The following is an 18129-nucleotide window of genomic DNA, read 5'->3' as shown; positions in this document are numbered from 1 at the left end:
CCCGAGGTGGTGCGTTGTCGTGCGGCGTGCCGCGCGTGGTCATCCGGTCGTCCGGTCGGTCCCGTCGGCGCCGGGCGGCCCGGGCAGGGGCGCGGCGAGCCACGCCCCGACCAGCTCGCGCAGGCGTGCGCCGGCGGTGGCGCGGATCCGGCCGCCGGCCTCCTCGCCGGCCAGCGAGATGTGGCCCGACCAGCCCTGCCAGGGGTCCGGCCGCGACTCCACCAGCACGTACGGGTACGGGGTGGGCAGCTTCGGCTTGGGCGGCAGGTCCGGTGCCGCGTCCAGGCGCACCGCGGCCGGGTCGAAGCCGAGCACCGCGGAACTCTCGTACGCGCCGCCGTGCCCGCGGGCGGGCAGCTCGCCGAACATCTCGGCCGTCTCGTCCGGGCCGACGAGCTGGAACCAGTTCACCAGCATCATGCTGGCCCGGTGCCGCCCGGACACCCACTCCATCGCGGCGCGGACGGTGGACATGTTGGCGTCGTGCCCGTTGACCACGAGCACCCGGGTGAAGCCCGCCTCGACGATGCCGGCGAGCACGTCGGCGAGGTAGCCGACGGCGATCTCCGGCCGCAGCGCCACGGTGCCGGGCCACTGCCGGGTCTGGCCGGGGCAGGCGGCGTACGGCGTGGCCGGGAAGAGCACCGCCCGGGCGGACCCGGTGGCCAGTTCCCCGGCGAAGCCCTCGGCCAGGATCAGGTCGGTACCGATCGGCAGGTGCGGACCGTGCCACTCGACGGCGCCGACCGGCAGCACCGCCAGGTCGGCCGCCTCGGTCACGGCGGCGAACGCGTGCCCGGGTACCCGGGTGACCGGGAGCAGCCCTCCCCCGGTCCGCCACCGCTCGATCAGTTCGTCCACTGCTCGGCCCTCCGGGTCGCGGTCCGGCTGCTCTCCAGCCGTCCGGAGAACCACATCACCACGAAGATGAGCAGCACCTGGAGCATGCCGTAGGCGGCGGCGGTGCCCAGTTCGAAGCTGTACATCCGGTTGTTGATGGCCACCGAGATCGGCACCGTCGACGAGGTGTAGATGAGCACCGAGGCGACGAACTCGCCGACGCCGTGCACGAACGCCAGCAGCGCGCCGGCGAGCACGCCGGGCAGCATGAGCCGAACGGTGATCGTGTAGAACGCCCGCAGCCAGGACGCGCCCAGGTTGCGCGCCGCGTCCTCCAGCGACGGGTCGATCAGCGCCAGCGTCGCGGAGCTGGACCGGAACACGATCGGCAGGAACCGTACGAAGTAGGCCAGCGGCAGGATCCAGAACGTGCCGACCAGCACCTGCCCGAAGCTGAACGCGTTGCCGGTGCTGAACGCCGAGATCAGGTTGATCGCCACGACCGTGCCGGGCAGCGCCCAGGCGATCATCACGGCCACGTCGAGCAGGCCGCGGCCGACGAACTTCAGCCGCCGCACGGCGTACGCGATGAGCACGCCGATCACCACGCACCCCACGACCGCGATGAGGCTCATCTGCACCGAGTTGAGGATCGGCTGGAACGCCTTGGGGTCGGTGAAGATGGTGACGAAGTTCTCGAACGTGTACGTCGGCGGCAGCACCTCGGTGGTCCAGGACCGGTCCGCGGAGAACGCGACGAGCGCGATCGCGCCGACCGGGGCGAGCAGGACCAGCGTGGCCAGCACCGAGGCGAGCGGGGCGAGCCAGCGGCCGATCGGGTTGGTGATCTCCCGCCGGACCGCCGAGATGCCCTTGGACTGCGACTGGTAGTTGCGCCGTCCCTCGTACCAGCGCATGGCCAGCAGGAAGATGATCGAGACGATGCCGAGCACCGAGGCATACGCCGAGGCCATCGGCAGGTCGCCGTTGGTGCGGTTGATGTAGATCTGCATCGTCATGGTCTGGCTGACGTTGAACAGCAGTGGCGCGGTGTAGGACGCCAGCGACGTCATGAAGACCAGCAGCGACGCCGAGATCAGCGCCGGGGTGAGCATCGGCAGCAGGACGGTGCGCCACACGCGCACCCGGCCCGCGCCGAGGTTGTACGCCGCCTCCTCGACCGAGGGGTCCATCCCGGCCAGCGCCGCGGAGGCGGCCAGGTAGAAGAACGGGTACATGGTGAACGTGTGCACCACCAGCACGCCGGCGATGCCGTCGAAGGCCAGGACCGGCTTGTCGGTGCCGAGCAGCGCCTGGAGGCCGCGCGGCACGATGCCGATGTTGCTGTAGAGCAGCTGGAAGGACACGGCGCCGATCAGCGGCGGCAGGGCCGCCGGCACCAGGATGAACGCCTCGATGAGCCGCCGGCCGCGGAAGTGGAAGCGCTTGAGCAGGAACGCCATCGCCACGCCGACGATGCCGCAGAGCAGCACGCTCGCCGCCGAGATGAACAGCGAGGTGAACAGCGACTCGCGGGCCACGCCGGAGGAGGAGAGGAACTGGAGGTAGTTGTCGCTGCCGTTGGCGCTGACGCTCTCGCGGAAGGTGGCGAACATCGGCTGGACGACGAAGCCCCAGAGCACCAGGACCAGCGGCAGCACCAGCAGGTAGGGGAACCATCGGGAGCCGGCTCCGCCGGTCAGGCGCCGGCCGAGGGCCGCCGCCCAGCCGGGGGCGGTCGGGGTCGCAGCGGTCACGGCTTGACCACCCAGAGCCGCTCCGGTACGAGCCGCAGGCCCACGACGTCGCCGAGCTGGATGCCGGCCGGCGCGTCGACCAGTGCGGCCATCACCTCGTCGCCGTCGACGTCGACGGTGATGTGGGTGGCCATGCCGGTGAACTCGACGTGGCTGATCCGGCCACGCATGGCCGCCGTGTCGTCGTCGCCGCCGAGCGCGATGTGCTCGGGGCGCGCGGAGACCAGTGCGGTGTCGCCCTCGGTGAGCCCGTGACCGGCGGGAGCGCCGACCTCGATCGTGGCGCCGCCGGGCAGGCGTACCTGGACGCGCTGCTCCGCCGCGCCGGTCACCGGCAGGCTCAGCACGTTGCTGCGCCCGATGAACCGGGCGACGAACGCGTTCGCGGGCTGGTAGTAGACCTCGTGCGGGGTGCCGACCTGCTGGACCCGGCCGGACTCCATCACCGCGATCCGGTCCGACATCGCCATCGCCTCGGCCTGGTCGTGCGTGACGTAGATCGAGGTGGTGCCGCTCTCCCGCTGGATGCGCCGGATCTCGGCGCGGGTCTCCTCGCGCAGCTTCGCGTCGAGGTTCGACAGCGGCTCGTCGAGCAGCATGGTGCGGGGGCGGATCACCAGGGCCCGCGCCAGCGCGACGCGCTGCTGCTGGCCGCCGGAGAGCGCGTCGATGCGCCGGTCGCCGTACCCGGCGAGGTGCACCTGGGCGAGCGCCTCCTCCACCCGGCGGGCCTGGTCGGCGCGGGAGACCCGGCGGACCTTGAGCCCGTACGCGACGTTCTGCGCCACCGTCATGTGCGGGAACAGCGCGTAGTTCTGGAACACCATGCCGGTGCCCCGCTTGTTCGGGGTCCAGTGCGTGACGTCGTCGTCGCCGAAGTGGATGTGACCGGAGGTCGGGAAGTAGAAGCCGGCCACCATGCGCAGCGTCGTCGTCTTACCACAACCGCTCGGTCCGAGCAGCGTGAAGAACTCGCCGGCTCCGATGGTGACGGTGACGTCATCGACCGCCGCGGAGTCGCTCGACTTGGCGAAGCGCTTACTGACCGCCGTCAGTCGGACATCGATCATTTCGTGGGTCCTTCCAGGACGAAGCCGGGCCGTGCCGGAGCACGGCCCGGTTCCGAGCGTCTTAGCCCTTGCCCTTGATCTGGGCGTTCCAGTGGGTGATCCAGGCGGTCTCGTTCTTGCCGATCACGTCCCAGTCGACGTCCATCGGCTTGAGGTCGAGCTTGGTCAGCCACTCGGGCTTCTCGGCGATGTCGACAGCGGGGATCTGGAAGTAGTCCTTGGCCAGGCTGGCCCGCAGCGAGTCGTCGAACAGGAACTCGAGGAACTTCTTCGCGCCCTCGCTGTTGCCGCCCTTGACCGCGGCCACGCCGTCGACGAGCACCGGGGCGCCCGAGGCCGGCATCACGTAGCCGAACGGCATCTTCTCGTTGGCCTGCAGCAGGATGTCCTGGAGGTTCCAGGCGCTGACCACGCCCTGCTCACGGGACATCTTCAGGTAGAGGTCGCTGGGGTTGGCGGCGTACTCGACGGTGTTGGCGTCGAGCTTGCGCAGCCAGTCGTAGCCGGGCTGCGGGTTGGACCCGTCGGCCGTGAAGCGCTGGATCATCGAGGCGTAGATCGAGCGCATGGTGCCGGAGGCGGCCACGTCCCGGATGATGATCTTGTCTTTCCACTTCGGGTCGACCAGGTCGTCCCAGTCCTTCGGCGCGGTCTCCGGGGTCAGCGCCTTGTTGTTGTACATGATGACCTCGGGCAGCAGGATCTCGCCGAACCAGCGGCCCTCGGCGTCCTTGTACCGTGCGTCGATCTTCGAGGCGAACGACGGCTGCCAGGCCTCCAGCAGGCCCTCGGACGCGCCGGCGGCAAGGCCCTGCTGGGTGCCGCCCCACCAGACCGACGCCTGCGGGTTGGCCTTCTCGGCGCGGACCCGCTCGAGCACCTCCTGGGCGCCCATGTTGAGCACCTCGACCTTGCCCTTGTACTCGGGGTTCTTGGTCGTGAACTGCTCGACGACGTAGTCGGTGACCGACTTGTCGCGGGCGCTGTAGATGACGACCTTCTCGGCCGACGCGGAGCCGGAGGAGCCGGCGTCCTTGTCGTCGTCGCTGCTGCCGCACGCGCTGACGGCCAGCAGCGCGCTGAACGCGACGGCCAAGGCCAAACGACGTTTCATTGGTACCTCCACTTTGCGGGGGAACTATCGGAAGCGGGAAAAGACGGTGTGCGATCCCGACCAGGGGCGCCGGCGGGTTCGCCGGTTCCCCGGGACGGGGTCGATATGTCAGCGGGTGGCGCGCCGGACCGGGGCGCGCCCTACCGCGCCGCGACCGGTCGTCCCGTGTGGGGACGCGGTCGCCGCGACGGTGGCGGTGACGGTGGTGGTTGTCGGGGGCGGGGGGGTCGAGGGGTCAGGGAAGCGAAGGTCGGGGCACCGCGGCCGAGAGCGCGTAGCTGATCGCTCCGTGCAGCACGGCCTGGTCGCCGAGGGTGGCCCGGCGTACCTCGGTGGGTGCCGGGGTCCGGGCGGAGACGAGGGTCTGAAGTTGGTCGAGCGCCGGGTCGTCGAGTTCCGCGGCGGCGCCGCTGAGCAGCACCAGCCCCGGATCGACCACGCAGGCGCAGGAGAGGATGAGCCCGGCCCAGGCGCCGAGGACCTCGTCGAGGTAGTCGCGGGCGGGCGCCGACGTGGCGGCGAGCCGGCTCAGCTCCCGTACCGGCGACTCGGGCCGGCGGCCCGGGTTGAGCGCGACGACCCGCTCCGCGATGGCGTTGACCGACCACCGTGCCTCGAACTCGCCGACGCCGCTGTAGCGGCGCTCGGTCGCGCCGCCCAGCGGCAGGAAGCCGACCTCGCCCGCGGCTCCGCTGGCGCCGCGGCGGACCTTGCCGTCGAGCACGAGCCCGGCGCCGATGCCGTCGGCGACGTGGATCAGCAGCAGGTTGGCCACGTCCGCGCCGGCGCCGGCGACGCACTCGCCGGCGGCCATGAGGTTGACGTCGTTGTCGACGACCACCGGTACGCCGAGCCGCCGTTGCACCGATTCGCCGATCGGCCACGCCTCGACCAGCCCGACCGACGGCGCGAGGCGTACCGCGCCGTCGCTGGACACGCCGGGCACCGCGATCGCGACACCGCGCAGCGACGGGAGGTTGTCGCCGACCAGGTCGAGGACGAACTCGCAGACGGTCTCCACCACGTTCGCGCCGAGCCGCGCGACGCGGTGCGCGATGACCGCGCCCTCGCTGTCGGCGATCTCGCAGCTGATCCGGGGCGGCTCCAGCGACACCGCCGCGACGAGCTCGGCTCGGGGGTTGAACTCGAGCATCTCCCGGGGCCGGCCGGTGGTGGGCGCGCCGGGGCCGCGTTCGATGAGGTAGCCCTCGGCGACGAGTTCCCGCACGAGCGCGGTCACAGTGGCCGCCGAGAGACCGGTCATCTCGGCCAGGTCCACGCGGGACAGCCGCCGGGCCTGCCGGGCGGCCAAGATCACCGAGAGACGCTTGATCTCACGGGACCGCTCACGGCTGACCGGGCTGGTCGGGGCTTTGTCAGACACACTTTCTTCCTAGTGAGAAAAAATTCTGCAGTCAAGTAACGAGATGATCTCGGTCCGCCGACCAGGGAAAATTCTGCGACCGACAAGCCGGTCGGGCCGGGGCCAGCCCGACATGACGCGCAAAACCGAGCCCTACGGTCCACATTGGGGTGCCAAACCTGGACAAAGGCTGCCTCCGTGTCATGGCCAGCCTCTCGGTGATCGCCCTGAGCAGGCACGATCGTTTATTCGGATAAGGAAGAAAGTCGTCCAGAGCTATTGACGACGCCTCCGCAAGATCCCTAGGTTACGGCCCGAAGGCCTTCCGGTGGACCGACGTCACCACCGTGCGTACCGCTCACCCCGTGACGGTGCGCGAGCACCACCATCCCGTTGTCGAGCACCACGACCCCCGAGGACCTGACAGTCCTCAGTGGACAGCTGTCTGCATCACGGCCCGGCACGAGCCACGTGTCAGCCGGCCCGTGCCGGGCCGACCGTCCCCAGCCGCAGCACTCTCGCTTCGAGACGAAGAGGTATGCCCATGAGATGGCGCACCAGCGCAGCGATCGCCATGTGCGGTCTGCTGTCGTTGGGCCTGGCCACTCCGGCCCAGGCCAACCCCCAGCAAGCAGCACCGAAGCCCCAGGCCAAGAAGTCCGACAAGCCGGTCGACCTGGACATCATGTTCATCGGGGCCCACCCGGACGACGAGGCAGGCCAGCTCGGCATGCTCGGATACTGGAACGAGTATCACGGCATGAAGGCCGGCGTCATCACCACCACCCGCGGCGAGGGCGGTGGCAACGCCACCGGCCTCGAGGAGGGCCCGGAGCTGGGCATCCTGCGGGAGGCCGAGGAGCGCAAGGCCGTCGGCTGGGCCGGCATCGAGCACATCTACAACCTGGACGCGCTGGACTTCTGGTACACCGCCAGCGCCCCCCTGACCGAGGAGGTCTGGGGCCACCAGGAGACGCTGTCCCGGATCGTGCGGGTCCTGCGGACCACCAAGCCCGAGGTCATCCTCACGATGAACCCCTCGGCGACCCAGGGCAACCACGGCAACCACCAGAAGGCGGCCATGCTGGCCGTGGAGGCCTTCTACGCGGCGGCCGACCCCAAGGCGTTCCCGGAGCAGATCAAGAAGGAAGGGCTCCAGCCCTGGCGGGTCTCCCGCATCTTCCAGACCGGTGGCAGCGGCACCACCGGCACCAACGGCCCCGCCTGTGAGACCACGTTCACGCCGGCCGAGGCCAGCAACGTCATCTTCGGCACCTGGCAGGGGTACGAGTCGGCGCGTCACGACGGCAACCGGTGGAACACGGTCCAGACCTGGGCCCGCCGGGAGTACGTGTCGCAGGGCTGGGGCAACAGCTCCTTCCCGACGACCAACCCGGACGCCATCGGCTGCAACCGGCTGACGCTGATCGACACCCGCACCCCGTACCCGGACCCGAACGTGGGCGCCGGCACGGGCGCGCTCCAGGGCGCCACCCTGCGCGCTCCGGGCGGCCTGCCGCTGGGCACCGAGGTCCACGTGCGTCCGCGCGCCTGGGAGGCCGTCGCGGGCCTGCCGATCAAGGTGGACACCGTCCTCTACGCCGAGAAGGCCATCCCGGGTGCCAAGGTCACCCTGGACGTCCCGGCCGGCTGGACGGTCAGCGGCAACGGCAACGTCGGCACGCTGACCCCGGGCAAGGAGGTCGTGAAGACCTTCACCGTCACCCCGCCCGCACAGGTCGAGGTCGGCACCCGCTTCAAGATCAACGCCACGCTGACCAGTAAGAAGGACGGCAGCGGCACCAGCAGCGCCCGAGTGCAGGGCACCGCTCCGGTGCGCGGCACCCTGGCGCCGCTGGAGGAGATCGCCGACTTCCGCGCGTGGACCGTGCGGAACAAGACCCAGCAGCTCGACGCGCTCATCGAGTCCCTGCAGAGCCTCCCCAGCGGTGGCACCCGGAGCATCGCGGTCAATCTGACCAACCACGGCACCCGGGTCGAGTCCGGAGCGGTCAAGCTGAACGTTCCGGCCGGCTTCTCGGTGGCCGAGCAGCAGGTGCCGTACAGCGGGCTGCAGCCGGGCGCCAGCACCTCGGTGACGTTCACCGTCACGAACACCGACACGTCGCTGCCGACGGCCAACCGGGCGCCGAACGACGGCGCCTACCGGGTGCAGATCGAGACCAGCTACACCGGTGGCAGCGCGAACGAGCCGGGCGTGTTCAACCTGGTGCCGACCACCACGATCCCGAAGGCCGCCACCGCGCCGACGGTGGACGGCCACGGGCACGACCACGAGTACACCGGCGAGGTCATCGACATCTCGACCCGCTGGGAGGGCACCGCCGCCCCGGCGTCGGACATCTCCGGCACCGCCCAGCTGACGCACACCGACGACGCCCTGTACGCCATCTTCAACATCACCGATGACGTGCTCGGCACCGTCCTGCCGCCGGAGGACTGCAAGCGTCCGCGGCGTAACGACAACATCGAGTTCGGTATCGACCCGCGCGGCAACTCGGCGAACACCTCCACCGTGTTCAACATGGCGCTCTTCCCGGCCACGAACGACCCGGCCAACGGGAACCCGCCGTGCTTCGCCCGGGAGCGGGACAACCACCAGGGCGGTCCGGAGACCGCGCCGGGTGTGGAGATCGCCTCCGTGGTGACCAGCAACCCGTACACGGGTTACCGGATCGAGGTCAAGATTCCGTTCAGCGTGCTGCCGGACACCATCGACCCGAGCCGGATGGGCCTGAACATCCTGGTCAACGACTCGGACACGCAGGACCTCAGCTCGCAGACCCGGGTCGGCTGGTCGACCTGGAGCGGCGTGCGGGCCGACCCGTGGCGCTGGGGCAACGCGCTCCTGCCGGACCTGCCGGCGAAGCCGTCGGCGCCGAAGGCTCCGATCATGCCCGACACCGCGGCGCTGAGCGTGGACTCGCCGCAGACCCTGCTGCAGTCCGTCTCGGACGGGGTCGCACCGGGTGGTTACGCCAAGCTGGCGGGCAACACCGTGAAGATCAAGAAGGTCACCCGCAGCGCGAGCAAGGTGTCCGTTCAGCTCCAGGTGAAGAAGGCCGGCACCGCCCGGGCCTTCCTCTGGGACGGCACCCGGGTCGTGGCGGACGCCAAGGCCGAGCTGCGCAAGGACGGCACCCTCGTCCTGCCGCTGAGCGGGAACCTTCCGGCCGGCACCTCGCTGCTCGTCTCGTACGAGCACGGCGGCGCCACCACCGCTCTGGCCGAGAAGATCTCCTGAGCGGCCACTGAACGCGTCGACCTGACGCACGCGATGGGCCGGGCCGGCAGGCCCGGCCCATCGTGCCGTCCGCGTGACACGCGCCGCGCCCCGCTCAGCGAACCGGCGCCGGACCGGTGGCGGCCGGTGACACCCCGGCCGGCTCGCGCCACCAGCGGCGCGACGCCAGCGCTGCCAGCCCGGCGCCGGCGGTGTTGAGCAGGACGTCGTCGACCGAGGACACCCGGTCCAGCCGCAGGGCGTACTGCGCGACCTCGACCAGGACCGAGCAGCCGGCCGCGAGCGCCAGGATCCGGGGCATCGACGCGAGCGCCGCGAACCGCAGCGGGGCGAACAGCCCGAGCGCCGCGAACACCAGCAGGTTGCCGACGATCTAGACCGTCACAGTCAGCGGCCCGCCCGTGAGGACGGTGAGCAGGTCCCGCAGTGGCACCAGGCTCACCCGGCCGGGAACCACGCCGGCGCCGTCCCCCGGCAGCATGATCATCCAGACCCACGGCACGGTCCCGTAGACGATGCCCACCTCGGCCAGCGACCTGCGCCACGCCGGCCGCGTGCCGCCGCGCCGGCGGGCCAGGAGCCACACCACGAGCGCGGCCGCCGGCAACGCGGCCACCGTGAGCAGCACGACCCCGTTGATCGTGCCGAACCAGCCGTGCCACCCCTCGGTCACGCCGCCTCCACCCGTCCCACCCCGGATCCGCAGGGCCCGCACCGGGCCCGCGGTCCGCTCAGGGTGCCACGGCCGCGCCGGCAGGTGGCCCCCGCCCGGAGGACATCGCGATTGCGGCGCCCGCCCTTCCTGCCACCGGATTCGCATTTCACCGCCCGGCCGAACCGCCGAATCCCCGCCGATCAGCTGATTTCCCGGACCTCATTCCGGCGGGACCCGAATGGCGTAAGCCGCGCCGGACCCACCGGCGTCACGCCCGCCCGATGCACCATCGGCGAACCCCGGAGCGACAGCGGCGTCCTTGCAGGTGAGCCCTGGTCCGGCGGCCACAAAATGCGCGTCGGCATTCGCCGTGCCGGTGAGCCAGGAAAGACTCACCTAACCAAGGTTAGCCTTATCTTCGTGCTTCGGTATTCGGCGTGGAAACGGCACCGTACGGCTGCCAACCCCGCATTCCGTTGTTAAGGTGAGCATGATCCGCACTGACGGCCGACGGGTTTGAGCACCCGGCCGCACGGCAAATACGAGATGGCATTCGAGCACGACGAGGCCGGCCGTTCACGTTCGCCGGCCCGCATGACTTGGAGGCACCATGAAGACCCTGTTGCAGTCTCCGCCGGTACGTGAATGCGCCGCCACCGCGTGCAGCTTCAACGACAACGGCTGTCACGCTCCCGCGATCACCGTGGCGGCGACCGCCGACGCGGCCTCCTGCGCGACGTTCGTCGAGTCGTCGCTCAGCGGTGGGATGAAGGAGGTCACCGGCGCGGTGGGCGCGTGCGCGCGGGCCGAGTGCGTGTTCAACACCAACCTCGCCTGCACCGCCGAGTCGATCACGGTCGGTCCGGGCGCCACGGTCAGCGACTGCCTCACCTACCAGCCCGCCTGACAAACCGGACGGCACGTCCGTACGGGTCACGACGGTCACCGTCGTGACCCGTACCGCGTCTGCGGCACCCGACCCGCCGTTGCACAGGTAAGCCTTACCTACTACCGTCTGACCTGGGCCGACTTCACCCCTTCCGGCCGAGGAGACAGACATGGCGTTGCACCCCGCCGGGCGCCCGGCCTCGCCGGCCGGCGTCGCCCCGGTCGCCGCAGGGCTGTCGGCGCTCCCCTCCACGCCCCGCGACGCCGTCGCCGCCCGGTGCGTGCTGAGCGCTGCCTACTCGCTGCGGCTCACGCTCGGCGACACCACCGCCGACCTCCTCTCCGCCCACGCCGTGCTCCCCGACGGCACGGTCGTCCTCGCGGTCGACGCGATGAGCCGCACCGGCGGCCTGCTCGTCGCCGCGCGCGGCCACAGCGGCGCGGTACGCCTCGACGTGACCCACCTCGCCCCGGTCGCCGTGCGCTCCCGGGTGCGCGCCCGGCTGCGGATCCTCGGCACCGCCCGCCGGTTCGACCCGGCCGCCCTCGACGCCTGCGATCCGGCCACCGTGATGTCGCTGCTCGACCTGCCTCCGGTGGCGCTGTGGTCGATCGCGCCGGACGAGGTCGTCATCGACCGGGCAGCCGATCCCGTCGCGGTGGACCTCGACGCGTATCGTGCCGCCCGCCCGGATCCGATCGCCGTCGACGAGGCCGCCCACCTCGCACACCTGTCGCGGTGCCACCGCGACGTCCTCGACCGGCTCGGCACGCTCGTCGATCCCGCCGTCAGCGCCGACGCGACGCGGATCGTCCCGGTCGCGCTCGACGCCGAGGGCATCGTGCTGCGGGCGGAGCGTCCGGACGATCACATCGACATCCGGCTGCCCTTCCGCGCGCCGGTCGTCGCGGCCGCCGCACTCACCGAGGCGCTACGGACGCTGGTCCGCTGAGGTCCGCAATCGGATCGCCCGCCCGCGCAGCGGTCGAGCCGCCGGAGCGCCGGAACAGCCGCCTCACGTCCGGGGCGCCGACTCGCCCGGCAACCGTCGACGACTGCTCTTCCGCGCGCCGCCGTACCACAGTCAGCCTGTCCTGACATGCCGCCCCAGGCACGGCGGCGCGTCGAGCCTGCTTCGAGGCCTCGCTGCTTCAGTCGTGGTTCAGGCTCGATCACGAGCCGCGAACCGACCGACGGGCGCGCCGGCGCGCGGTGCCGTCACAGGACCGGCGGAGGCCGACATTGACCACGGTAGGAACCAGGCGGAGAAGAAGCGTGGCAGCTCGCCTCGGAAGGTGGAGCGCACGTCACCGGTGGTGGGCAATCCTGATCTGGCTGGGCTTCGTGGCCCTCGCCACCGTGGTCGGCAGCACGGTGGGCACCACTGCGATGGAGAGCCATGAGGGCCAGAACGGCGACTCCCGCCGCGCCCAGCAGATCATCGACGAGGCGGGTTTCCCCGACGTGGCCCGCGAGATGGTGATCGTGCAGGCACGCCACGGCGGCATCACCGTGGAGAGCCCTCAGTTCCGCCAGGCCGTGCAGGAGATCCGCGGGGCGGTCGAGGCGACCGGCCAGGTCGAGAATCTCGTCACGCCATATGACCCGGCCGGCCCGGCGCCCCGGACCAGCGACGGTACGACGGCGCTGGTGCTGTTCGACATGGCCGGCGCCGGCGACACCGCCGACGATCGGGTCCAGCCGGTCCTCGACGCGGTCGCCGGCGTGCAGGGGCGGTACCCCGAACTCCGGGTGGAGCAGGCCGGCGGCGCCAGCGCGCAGCGGCTGGCCGGGGTGGCGGTCAACGAGGACTTCAGGCGCGCCGAGGCCCTGTCGCTGCCGATCACCGCGATCATCCTGCTGATCGCCTTCGGCACGCTGCTGCCCACGCTCATTCCGCTCGGGGTGTCCCTGTCCGCGTTCGTCGCGGCCACCGGCCTGCTGGCCCTGACCAGCAAGGTGTTGCACGTGGCCGACACCACCACCAACCTGATGCTGCTCATCGGGCTGGCGGTGGGCGTGGACTACTCGCTGTTCTACGTCCGGCGGGAACGCGAGGAACGCGCCAAGGGCCGCTCCAAGGAACGCGCGCTGGAGATCGCCGCGGCCACCTCCGGCCGGGCGGTGCTCATCTCCGGGGTCACCGTGATCGTGGCGATGGCCGGCCTGTTCCTCACCGACCACGGAGTGTTCATGGGCTTCGCCCAGGGGACGATCCTGGTCGTACTGACCGCCATGGTGGCCTCGGTGACCGTGCTGCCGGCGATGCTGGCGGTGTTCGGCGACGCCGTCGACGCCCGGGTGATTCACGGGATCGTGCGGGTCGCCACCCGGGGCCGGGTCACCTGGCGACGCCGGCTGGGGGGCCGCACCGGCGGTGGCCGGGCGTGGAACGCCGTCCTCTCCGCTGTACTGCGCCGCCCCTGGGCCTCCACAGTGGTCACCACCGTCCTGCTGGTAGCTCTGGCGGCACCCGTCGTCGGCATCCGGCTCGGACAGCCCGGCATCGACGATCTTCAGGGCGACTACCCGATCGCGGCCACCTTCAAGGCCATCGATCGGGCCTTCCCGGGCGGTAACGAGCCGGCGACCGTGGCGGTGAGCGCCCCGGACGTGTCCAGCCCGCAGATGCGGGAGGCGATCGAACAGCTCAAGAGCCGGGCGATCGCCGGAGGCGTGGCACACGAACCGGTGAGCGTCCAGGTGAACCCGGCCGGGACGGTCGCCACGGTCCAGCTCAGCATCGGGTACGGCGACCAGGGCCGGAGGGCGGTCACCGCGCTGCGCGAGCGGATCATCCCGGAGACGGTGGGCGGGCAACCCGGGGTGCGGGCGTACGTCACGGGCAACATGGCCGCCACCGTCGACTTCAACCGGCAGATGACCCGTACCGCACCCCTGGTGCTGGCCTTCGTGCTGATCTTCGCGTTCCTGCTGCTGCTGACCAGCTTCCGGTCGATCACCCTGGCGATCCAGGCGATCGTGCTCAACCTGCTCTCGGTCGCCGCCGCCTACGGTGTGCTGGTGCTGGTGTTCCAGCACGGGCACGGCGCGGAACTGCTCGGCTTCACACCGGGGCCGATCGTCAACTGGCTGCCCCTGTTCCTCTTCGTCATCCTGTTCGGGCTGTCGATGGACTACCAGGTGTTCATCCTCAGCCGGATTCGCGAGGCGTACGACAGCGGCATGACCACCGAACAGGCGGTCAGCACCGGGATCAAGTCATCCGCAGGTGTGATCACCAGCGCCGCGTTGATCATGGTGGCGGTGTTCGCCGTGTTCGGCACCATGTCGCTGCTCAGCTTCAAGCAGATGGGCGTGGGACTGGCTGTCGCCATCCTCATCGACGCCACTGTCGTACGCGCGGTACTGCTGCCGGCCACGATGAAGCTGCTCGGAGCCCGGGCGTGGTATCTGCCCGGCTGGCTGGCCCGGCTGCCCACGCTGTCGCACGGTGAAGCGGACATGGACGAGGGCGAGGGCGAGGAACGCAGGGCGTCACCGGCCTCCGATCCGGTGTCGGTCGGATGAGTGCGTGGAGCCCCTGCCGTCATGACGGCAGGGGCTCCCTGGTGCGGGTCGCGGGTGGGGTCGCCTCAACCGGCCACTTCCGGGACGGCCCCACCGCGTTCCACCGCCGGCCCCACCCCGTCGTCGTAGCGGGCCGCCGTGTACGACAGCGCGGCGAGCAGGCGGCCGCTGGTCATCTCACCTCCGCCGCCGCCGTGGTCCACCCGCACCGGCATCCGGCCCGACCGGGACCAGACCAGCCGGCCGGTGTCGGTGAGAAGGCCACGGGCCTGACCGGCGTTGTCCGGATGCAGGCAGTACGGGATGTCGAGCACGCCACGCTCGAAGGCACGGCAGAGCGCGACGCCCACGTCCGGGCTGAGTTCCCGCACCGCCCCGACGAGTGCCCGCGCCTCGGCGTAGATGCCGGTGTCGGCGACCGCGGACATGACCGGTGGCTCGGCGGCGGCCACCCGGGCGGCGTGCGCGAGGGCCGCCACGTTCTCCTCGATCGTGGGGATCCGGTGCGCCTCGGCGGGGGTCTTGACGATCAGGCGCGCCGCTCCCCCGCGCACGGCCAGCCGGGCTGCGGCGCCGAGCAGGCGCAGCGCGCCGGCCGGCGTACGCGGATAAACCCCCATGTAGGTGTAGAGCACCACGTGCGTGTCCAGGTCCGGCAGCAGCTCGCCGATCAGGCGGTGCAGCGCTGCCAGCGCCTCCTCGTCCTGCTGGGCGCAGGTCTGCTGGGCGTAGCTCAGCGACACGCTGCGCAGCCCGTGCTGCTGGAAGAACAGCCCCTCCAGCACGGTCACGGCGATCAGCAGGCTCGGCGGGCAGAGCTGCCCGAGCAGGCAGCCGCCGAAGCTCTCCAGGTGCGGCTCGACGCCGGCGTCGCGCAGGCGCGCGAAGCGCTCGCAGCAGCGGGCCCAGCTCCCGACGGCCTCGCGCAGCGGCACCCGGCTGTAGGGCAGGCAGTAGGAGACCGGGCCGCCCTCCGTGGCGTCCACCCCGGTGCGCAGCAGGGCTGCGAAGATCGCCTCGGGCAGCGCCGAGCCGTGCCGCACCTGCACCGGTACGCCGTACCGGCGCGCGCCGTCGAGCACCCGGCGGGTCACCTCCGGCGGGTGAGCCACGATCGGATACCCGTTGAGCGGCGCACCCTCGGCGAGCGCGCGGGCGGCGGCCGGGTGATCGCCGACGCGGGTGTAGCTGTCCAGGGTGACCGTTGCCACGGTGGCCGCCGGGGCGCGTGCCACCGCATCCAGCCCGGCTCGCATGACGGCCGGGTCGCCGAACCCCATCCGGGGCTGCACGACCAGTTCGCCGCGGGCCCGCGCGGCGGCGACGGCGGCGGCGAAGGGCCCTCGCGCCGTTGCCGGCTCCGCCCCGTTCATCCGGACCGTTCCGGTGCCGTCACTTCGATCCGGCCCAGGTACTCCAGGAACCGGCCGGCGTCTGCGCCGTCGTGGAAGACGGCGGTGTAACCGGCGGCGAAGAGTTCGGCCACCTGGGCCGCGCTCAGTCTCCCGTCGACGCCGAGCTTGCCGCCGATCACCACCGGCAGGCCGGCCAGCGCCGGATCCGCGCGCAGGACGGCGGCCAGCCGCTTGCCGTCGGTGCAGCCGTGCCCGTTGACGCTGGACACGACCGCCAGGTCCGGCCGATGCCGGCGGCACTCCGCGGCGAACAGTTCCTCCGGCACGCAGGCACCGAGGTTGATCACCCGGTGCCCGGCCTCCTCCAGGAGCAGTTGCAGGTAGACGAGGTTCCAGGTGTGCGCGTCGGAGGCGACGGTGCCGAGCACCACGGTGCGTCCGCCGTGGACCGGTGCCCGCTCGACGGTTGCCGGCAGGGTCACCCACGCACCCCCGCGGTCCGTACGGCGTCGAGGAACCCGTCGAGCCGGTCCAGGCCCCAGAACCGGTGCCGGCCCACGACGAAGTACGGCACCGCGAAGATGTCGTCCTGGTAGGCGCTGGCCAGCGCGGCCACGGCAAGTGCCCGCATCGCCGGGTCGGTCGCCGCCGCGTTGGCGCCGACCGGGTCGACGCCCGCCTCGGCCGCGGCGGCGGCCACCACGGCCCGGTCGCCGAGGTTCTCGCCGCGCTCCCAGCGGGCCCGCACCATCGCCTGGTAGAACTGCCAGCCGCGTTGCTGTTCGCAGGCGTACAACCAGGCCAGGTGCGGTCCGGCCCAGTCCACGTCCACCTCCGCCGGCCACACCATCCGGTACCCGAACCGCCGGACGAGCCGGTCGGTCCCGGCCAGCAGATAGGTGTGCTTGGCGCGGCTGACCGGAGTGTCCAGGAAACCCGCGTCCGCCTCGGCCAGCGAGGTACGCAGGGCGCCGTCCGGCACCCAGTGCGGTACGAAGGTGACCGCCTCCGGAGCGTCCGGCCAGCGTTCGGTGAGCTGCCGCACCGCCAGCCAGCTACGCGGACTGCGGAACGAGAAGTAGAGCCGGGGTGGCTTGCGCATGGGGGATGTCTCTCCTGGTGATCAGACCGCAACGGGCAGGGGCAGCGCCGCGAGGAACCGCCGGACCTCGCCGGTCACCTCGCTGACCTGCTCCAGGTGGCAGAAGTGGCCGCCGTCGGGCCGGGTGTGCACGTTCGCCGCCGGCATCGCCCGCAGGAGCGCGTCGGTGCGGTGCCCGGCGAGGGCGGGGTCGAGGGCACCGCTGATCACGAGGGTGGGCACGTCGACGGCGCTCAGCTCGAGATCGGCGGTGGTGACGAACTGGCGGAGCAGGGCGACGAAACCCAGCGGACCGACCCGGTCGAGCGCCTTCTCGACCATGGTGTCGACCAGTTCCGGCGGCAGCGCCCGCCGCCGCTGACCCAGCCGACGTCGCAGCCCTTCGCCGATCACGCTCCGGAACCGGGACAGCTCCCGGTCGAAGAGCTGCCAGGTGATCGGGTCGTCCGGGGGACGGTAGTAGGGCGCGAGCAGGACCGCGCCGGCCACCGCAGGCCGGTCCGCCGCAGCCAGCAGTTCCAACACCCCGTTCGCCCCGAAGGAGTGCCCGACCAGCAGGACGGGTGGCTCGGGCAGCAGGGCCAGCGCGTGCCGCAGCAGTTCCGCCGGGCTCGTGCGGTGCACCCAACCGTAGCCGGCACCGGCCCGCCAGGGCAGGTCCAGGGCGTACGGGGTGAACGGCCGGCCGGCGGCCAACTCCTCGACGAACGGCTGCCAGCTCTGCCAGGAGTCCTCCAGGCCGTGCACGAACACGAGCGCCGGGCCGCTGCCCGGCCCGCGGTGCACGGCGAGACGTTCTCCGTCGTGTCCGGTCTCGTCGACGTGGTACCAGGTCACGGCGTACCTCCGAGCCCCGGCCGCCGCGGGAGCCGGCGTCGGCTCCCGCAGCGGCGCGAGACGGTCGAGTGGGTCAGTCCTGCCAGCCGGCGTACTGCTTGACCACCTCGTGGACCGCCCGGAGGTTCTCCATCCTGGGCAGCTCGGTCTGCGGGATCTCGATCTTGTACATCTTCTCCAGGCGCGCCAGGATCTCGATGGCGCGCAGCGAGTCCGCGTCGTGGTCGTCGACGAAGTGGCTGGTCTCGGTGATCTCCTCGGGTTCGACCTCGAGCACCTCGGCGACGACCTCGCGCAGCTCGTTCATCCGGTCGCTCATGACCTGGGTCATCTGTCTTCCCTCTCGTGTGT

Annotated in this window: 16 protein-coding genes; 4 read left to right on the top strand and 12 right to left on the bottom strand. The window is 71.4% G+C overall.

Translation table 11 applies throughout. From position 1 onward, the window contains the following. Positions 1-39: 39 nt before the first annotated feature. The 5 genes from Q3W68_RS22785 to Q3W68_RS22765 form a co-directional block, all read right to left on the bottom strand. Positions 40-861, bottom strand: a complete 822-nt coding sequence (locus Q3W68_RS22785; RefSeq protein WP_302907386.1) for a creatininase family protein — start codon at positions 859-861, stop codon at positions 40-42. Then, on the bottom strand, positions 849-2597 hold the full coding sequence (locus Q3W68_RS22780) for an iron ABC transporter permease (RefSeq protein WP_302907385.1): 1749 nt from the start codon (positions 2595-2597) through the stop codon (positions 849-851). Before Q3W68_RS22780 ends, Q3W68_RS22785 begins: the two co-directional genes overlap by 13 nt. Further along, the gene (locus tag Q3W68_RS22775; RefSeq protein WP_302907384.1) at positions 2594-3667 is read right to left on the bottom strand and encodes an ABC transporter ATP-binding protein; all 1074 of its coding nucleotides are present in this window, start codon (positions 3665-3667) and stop codon (positions 2594-2596) included. Before Q3W68_RS22775 ends, Q3W68_RS22780 begins: the two co-directional genes overlap by 4 nt. Positions 3668-3728: 61 nt before the next feature. Continuing rightward, entirely contained in the window at positions 3729-4781 is a 1053-nt protein-coding gene (locus Q3W68_RS22770; RefSeq protein WP_302907383.1) for an extracellular solute-binding protein, read from the bottom strand. 235 nt (positions 4782-5016) lie between these two features. Continuing rightward, positions 5017-6165, bottom strand: coding sequence for an ROK family transcriptional regulator (locus Q3W68_RS22765; protein WP_302907382.1), 1149 nt, complete (start codon positions 6163-6165; stop codon positions 5017-5019). Between the two features lie 523 nt (positions 6166-6688). On the opposite strand from Q3W68_RS22765, the gene Q3W68_RS22760 reads away from it, so the two are divergent. Beyond that, the gene (locus Q3W68_RS22760; RefSeq protein WP_302907381.1) at positions 6689-9409 is read left to right on the top strand and encodes a sugar-binding protein; all 2721 of its coding nucleotides are present in this window, start codon (positions 6689-6691) and stop codon (positions 9407-9409) included. Positions 9410-9503: 94 nt separating this feature from the next. On the opposite strand, the gene Q3W68_RS22755 is transcribed toward Q3W68_RS22760, so the two are convergent. Both Q3W68_RS22755 and Q3W68_RS22750 read right to left on the bottom strand, forming a co-directional pair. Beyond that, positions 9504-9767, bottom strand: a complete 264-nt coding sequence (locus Q3W68_RS22755; protein ID WP_302907523.1) for a VanZ family protein — start codon at positions 9765-9767, stop codon at positions 9504-9506. Positions 9768-9782: 15 nt separating this feature from the next. Then, positions 9783-10082 carry a hypothetical protein gene (locus Q3W68_RS22750; RefSeq protein WP_302907380.1) on the bottom strand — a complete coding sequence of 100 codons (300 nt, stop codon included), beginning with the start codon at positions 10080-10082 and terminating at the stop codon, positions 9783-9785. A 592-nt stretch (positions 10083-10674) separates the two neighbouring features. Between Q3W68_RS22750 and Q3W68_RS22745 the strand changes: the two genes are divergently transcribed. From Q3W68_RS22745 to Q3W68_RS22735, 3 genes are all read left to right on the top strand, one after another. Further along, positions 10675-10971, top strand: coding sequence for a DUF1540 domain-containing protein (locus Q3W68_RS22745; RefSeq protein WP_302907379.1), 297 nt, complete (start codon positions 10675-10677; stop codon positions 10969-10971). A gap of 151 nt (positions 10972-11122) precedes the next feature. Continuing rightward, positions 11123-11905, top strand: a complete 783-nt coding sequence (locus tag Q3W68_RS22740) for a DUF2470 domain-containing protein (RefSeq protein ID WP_302907378.1) — start codon at positions 11123-11125, stop codon at positions 11903-11905. 323 nt (positions 11906-12228) lie between these two features. Then, on the top strand, positions 12229-14484 hold the full coding sequence (locus Q3W68_RS22735) for an MMPL family transporter (protein ID WP_302907377.1): 2256 nt from the start codon (positions 12229-12231) through the stop codon (positions 14482-14484). 65 nt (positions 14485-14549) lie between these two features. On the opposite strand, the gene Q3W68_RS22730 is transcribed toward Q3W68_RS22735, so the two are convergent. From Q3W68_RS22730 to Q3W68_RS22710, 5 genes are all read right to left on the bottom strand, one after another. Then, positions 14550-15857, bottom strand: a complete 1308-nt coding sequence (locus tag Q3W68_RS22730) for a methylaspartate mutase (protein ID WP_302907376.1) — start codon at positions 15855-15857, stop codon at positions 14550-14552. Beyond that, the gene (locus Q3W68_RS22725; RefSeq protein WP_302907375.1) at positions 15854-16321 is read right to left on the bottom strand and encodes a cobalamin B12-binding domain-containing protein; all 468 of its coding nucleotides are present in this window, start codon (positions 16319-16321) and stop codon (positions 15854-15856) included. The genes Q3W68_RS22730 and Q3W68_RS22725 overlap by 4 nt, the downstream gene beginning before the upstream one ends. Beyond that, a complete protein-coding gene (locus tag Q3W68_RS22720) occupies positions 16318-16941 on the bottom strand; it encodes a DsbA family protein (RefSeq protein WP_302907374.1) in 624 nt (207 codons plus the stop codon). Before Q3W68_RS22720 ends, Q3W68_RS22725 begins: the two co-directional genes overlap by 4 nt. 21 nt (positions 16942-16962) lie before the next feature. After that, on the bottom strand, positions 16963-17778 hold the full coding sequence (locus Q3W68_RS22715; protein ID WP_302907373.1) for an alpha/beta fold hydrolase: 816 nt from the start codon (positions 17776-17778) through the stop codon (positions 16963-16965). A 73-nt stretch (positions 17779-17851) separates the two neighbouring features. Then, on the bottom strand, positions 17852-18109 hold the full coding sequence (locus Q3W68_RS22710) for an acyl carrier protein (protein WP_302907372.1): 258 nt from the start codon (positions 18107-18109) through the stop codon (positions 17852-17854). Positions 18110-18129: the final 20 nt, after the last annotated feature.

Source organism: Micromonospora sp. C28ISP2-4, assembly GCF_030519385.1.
GTDB classification, from domain to species: Bacteria; Actinomycetota; Actinomycetes; order Mycobacteriales; family Micromonosporaceae; genus Micromonospora; species Micromonospora tulbaghiae.
The sequence above is the reverse complement of the archived record's forward strand: the minus strand, read 5'-3'. Positions and strand labels throughout refer to the sequence as shown.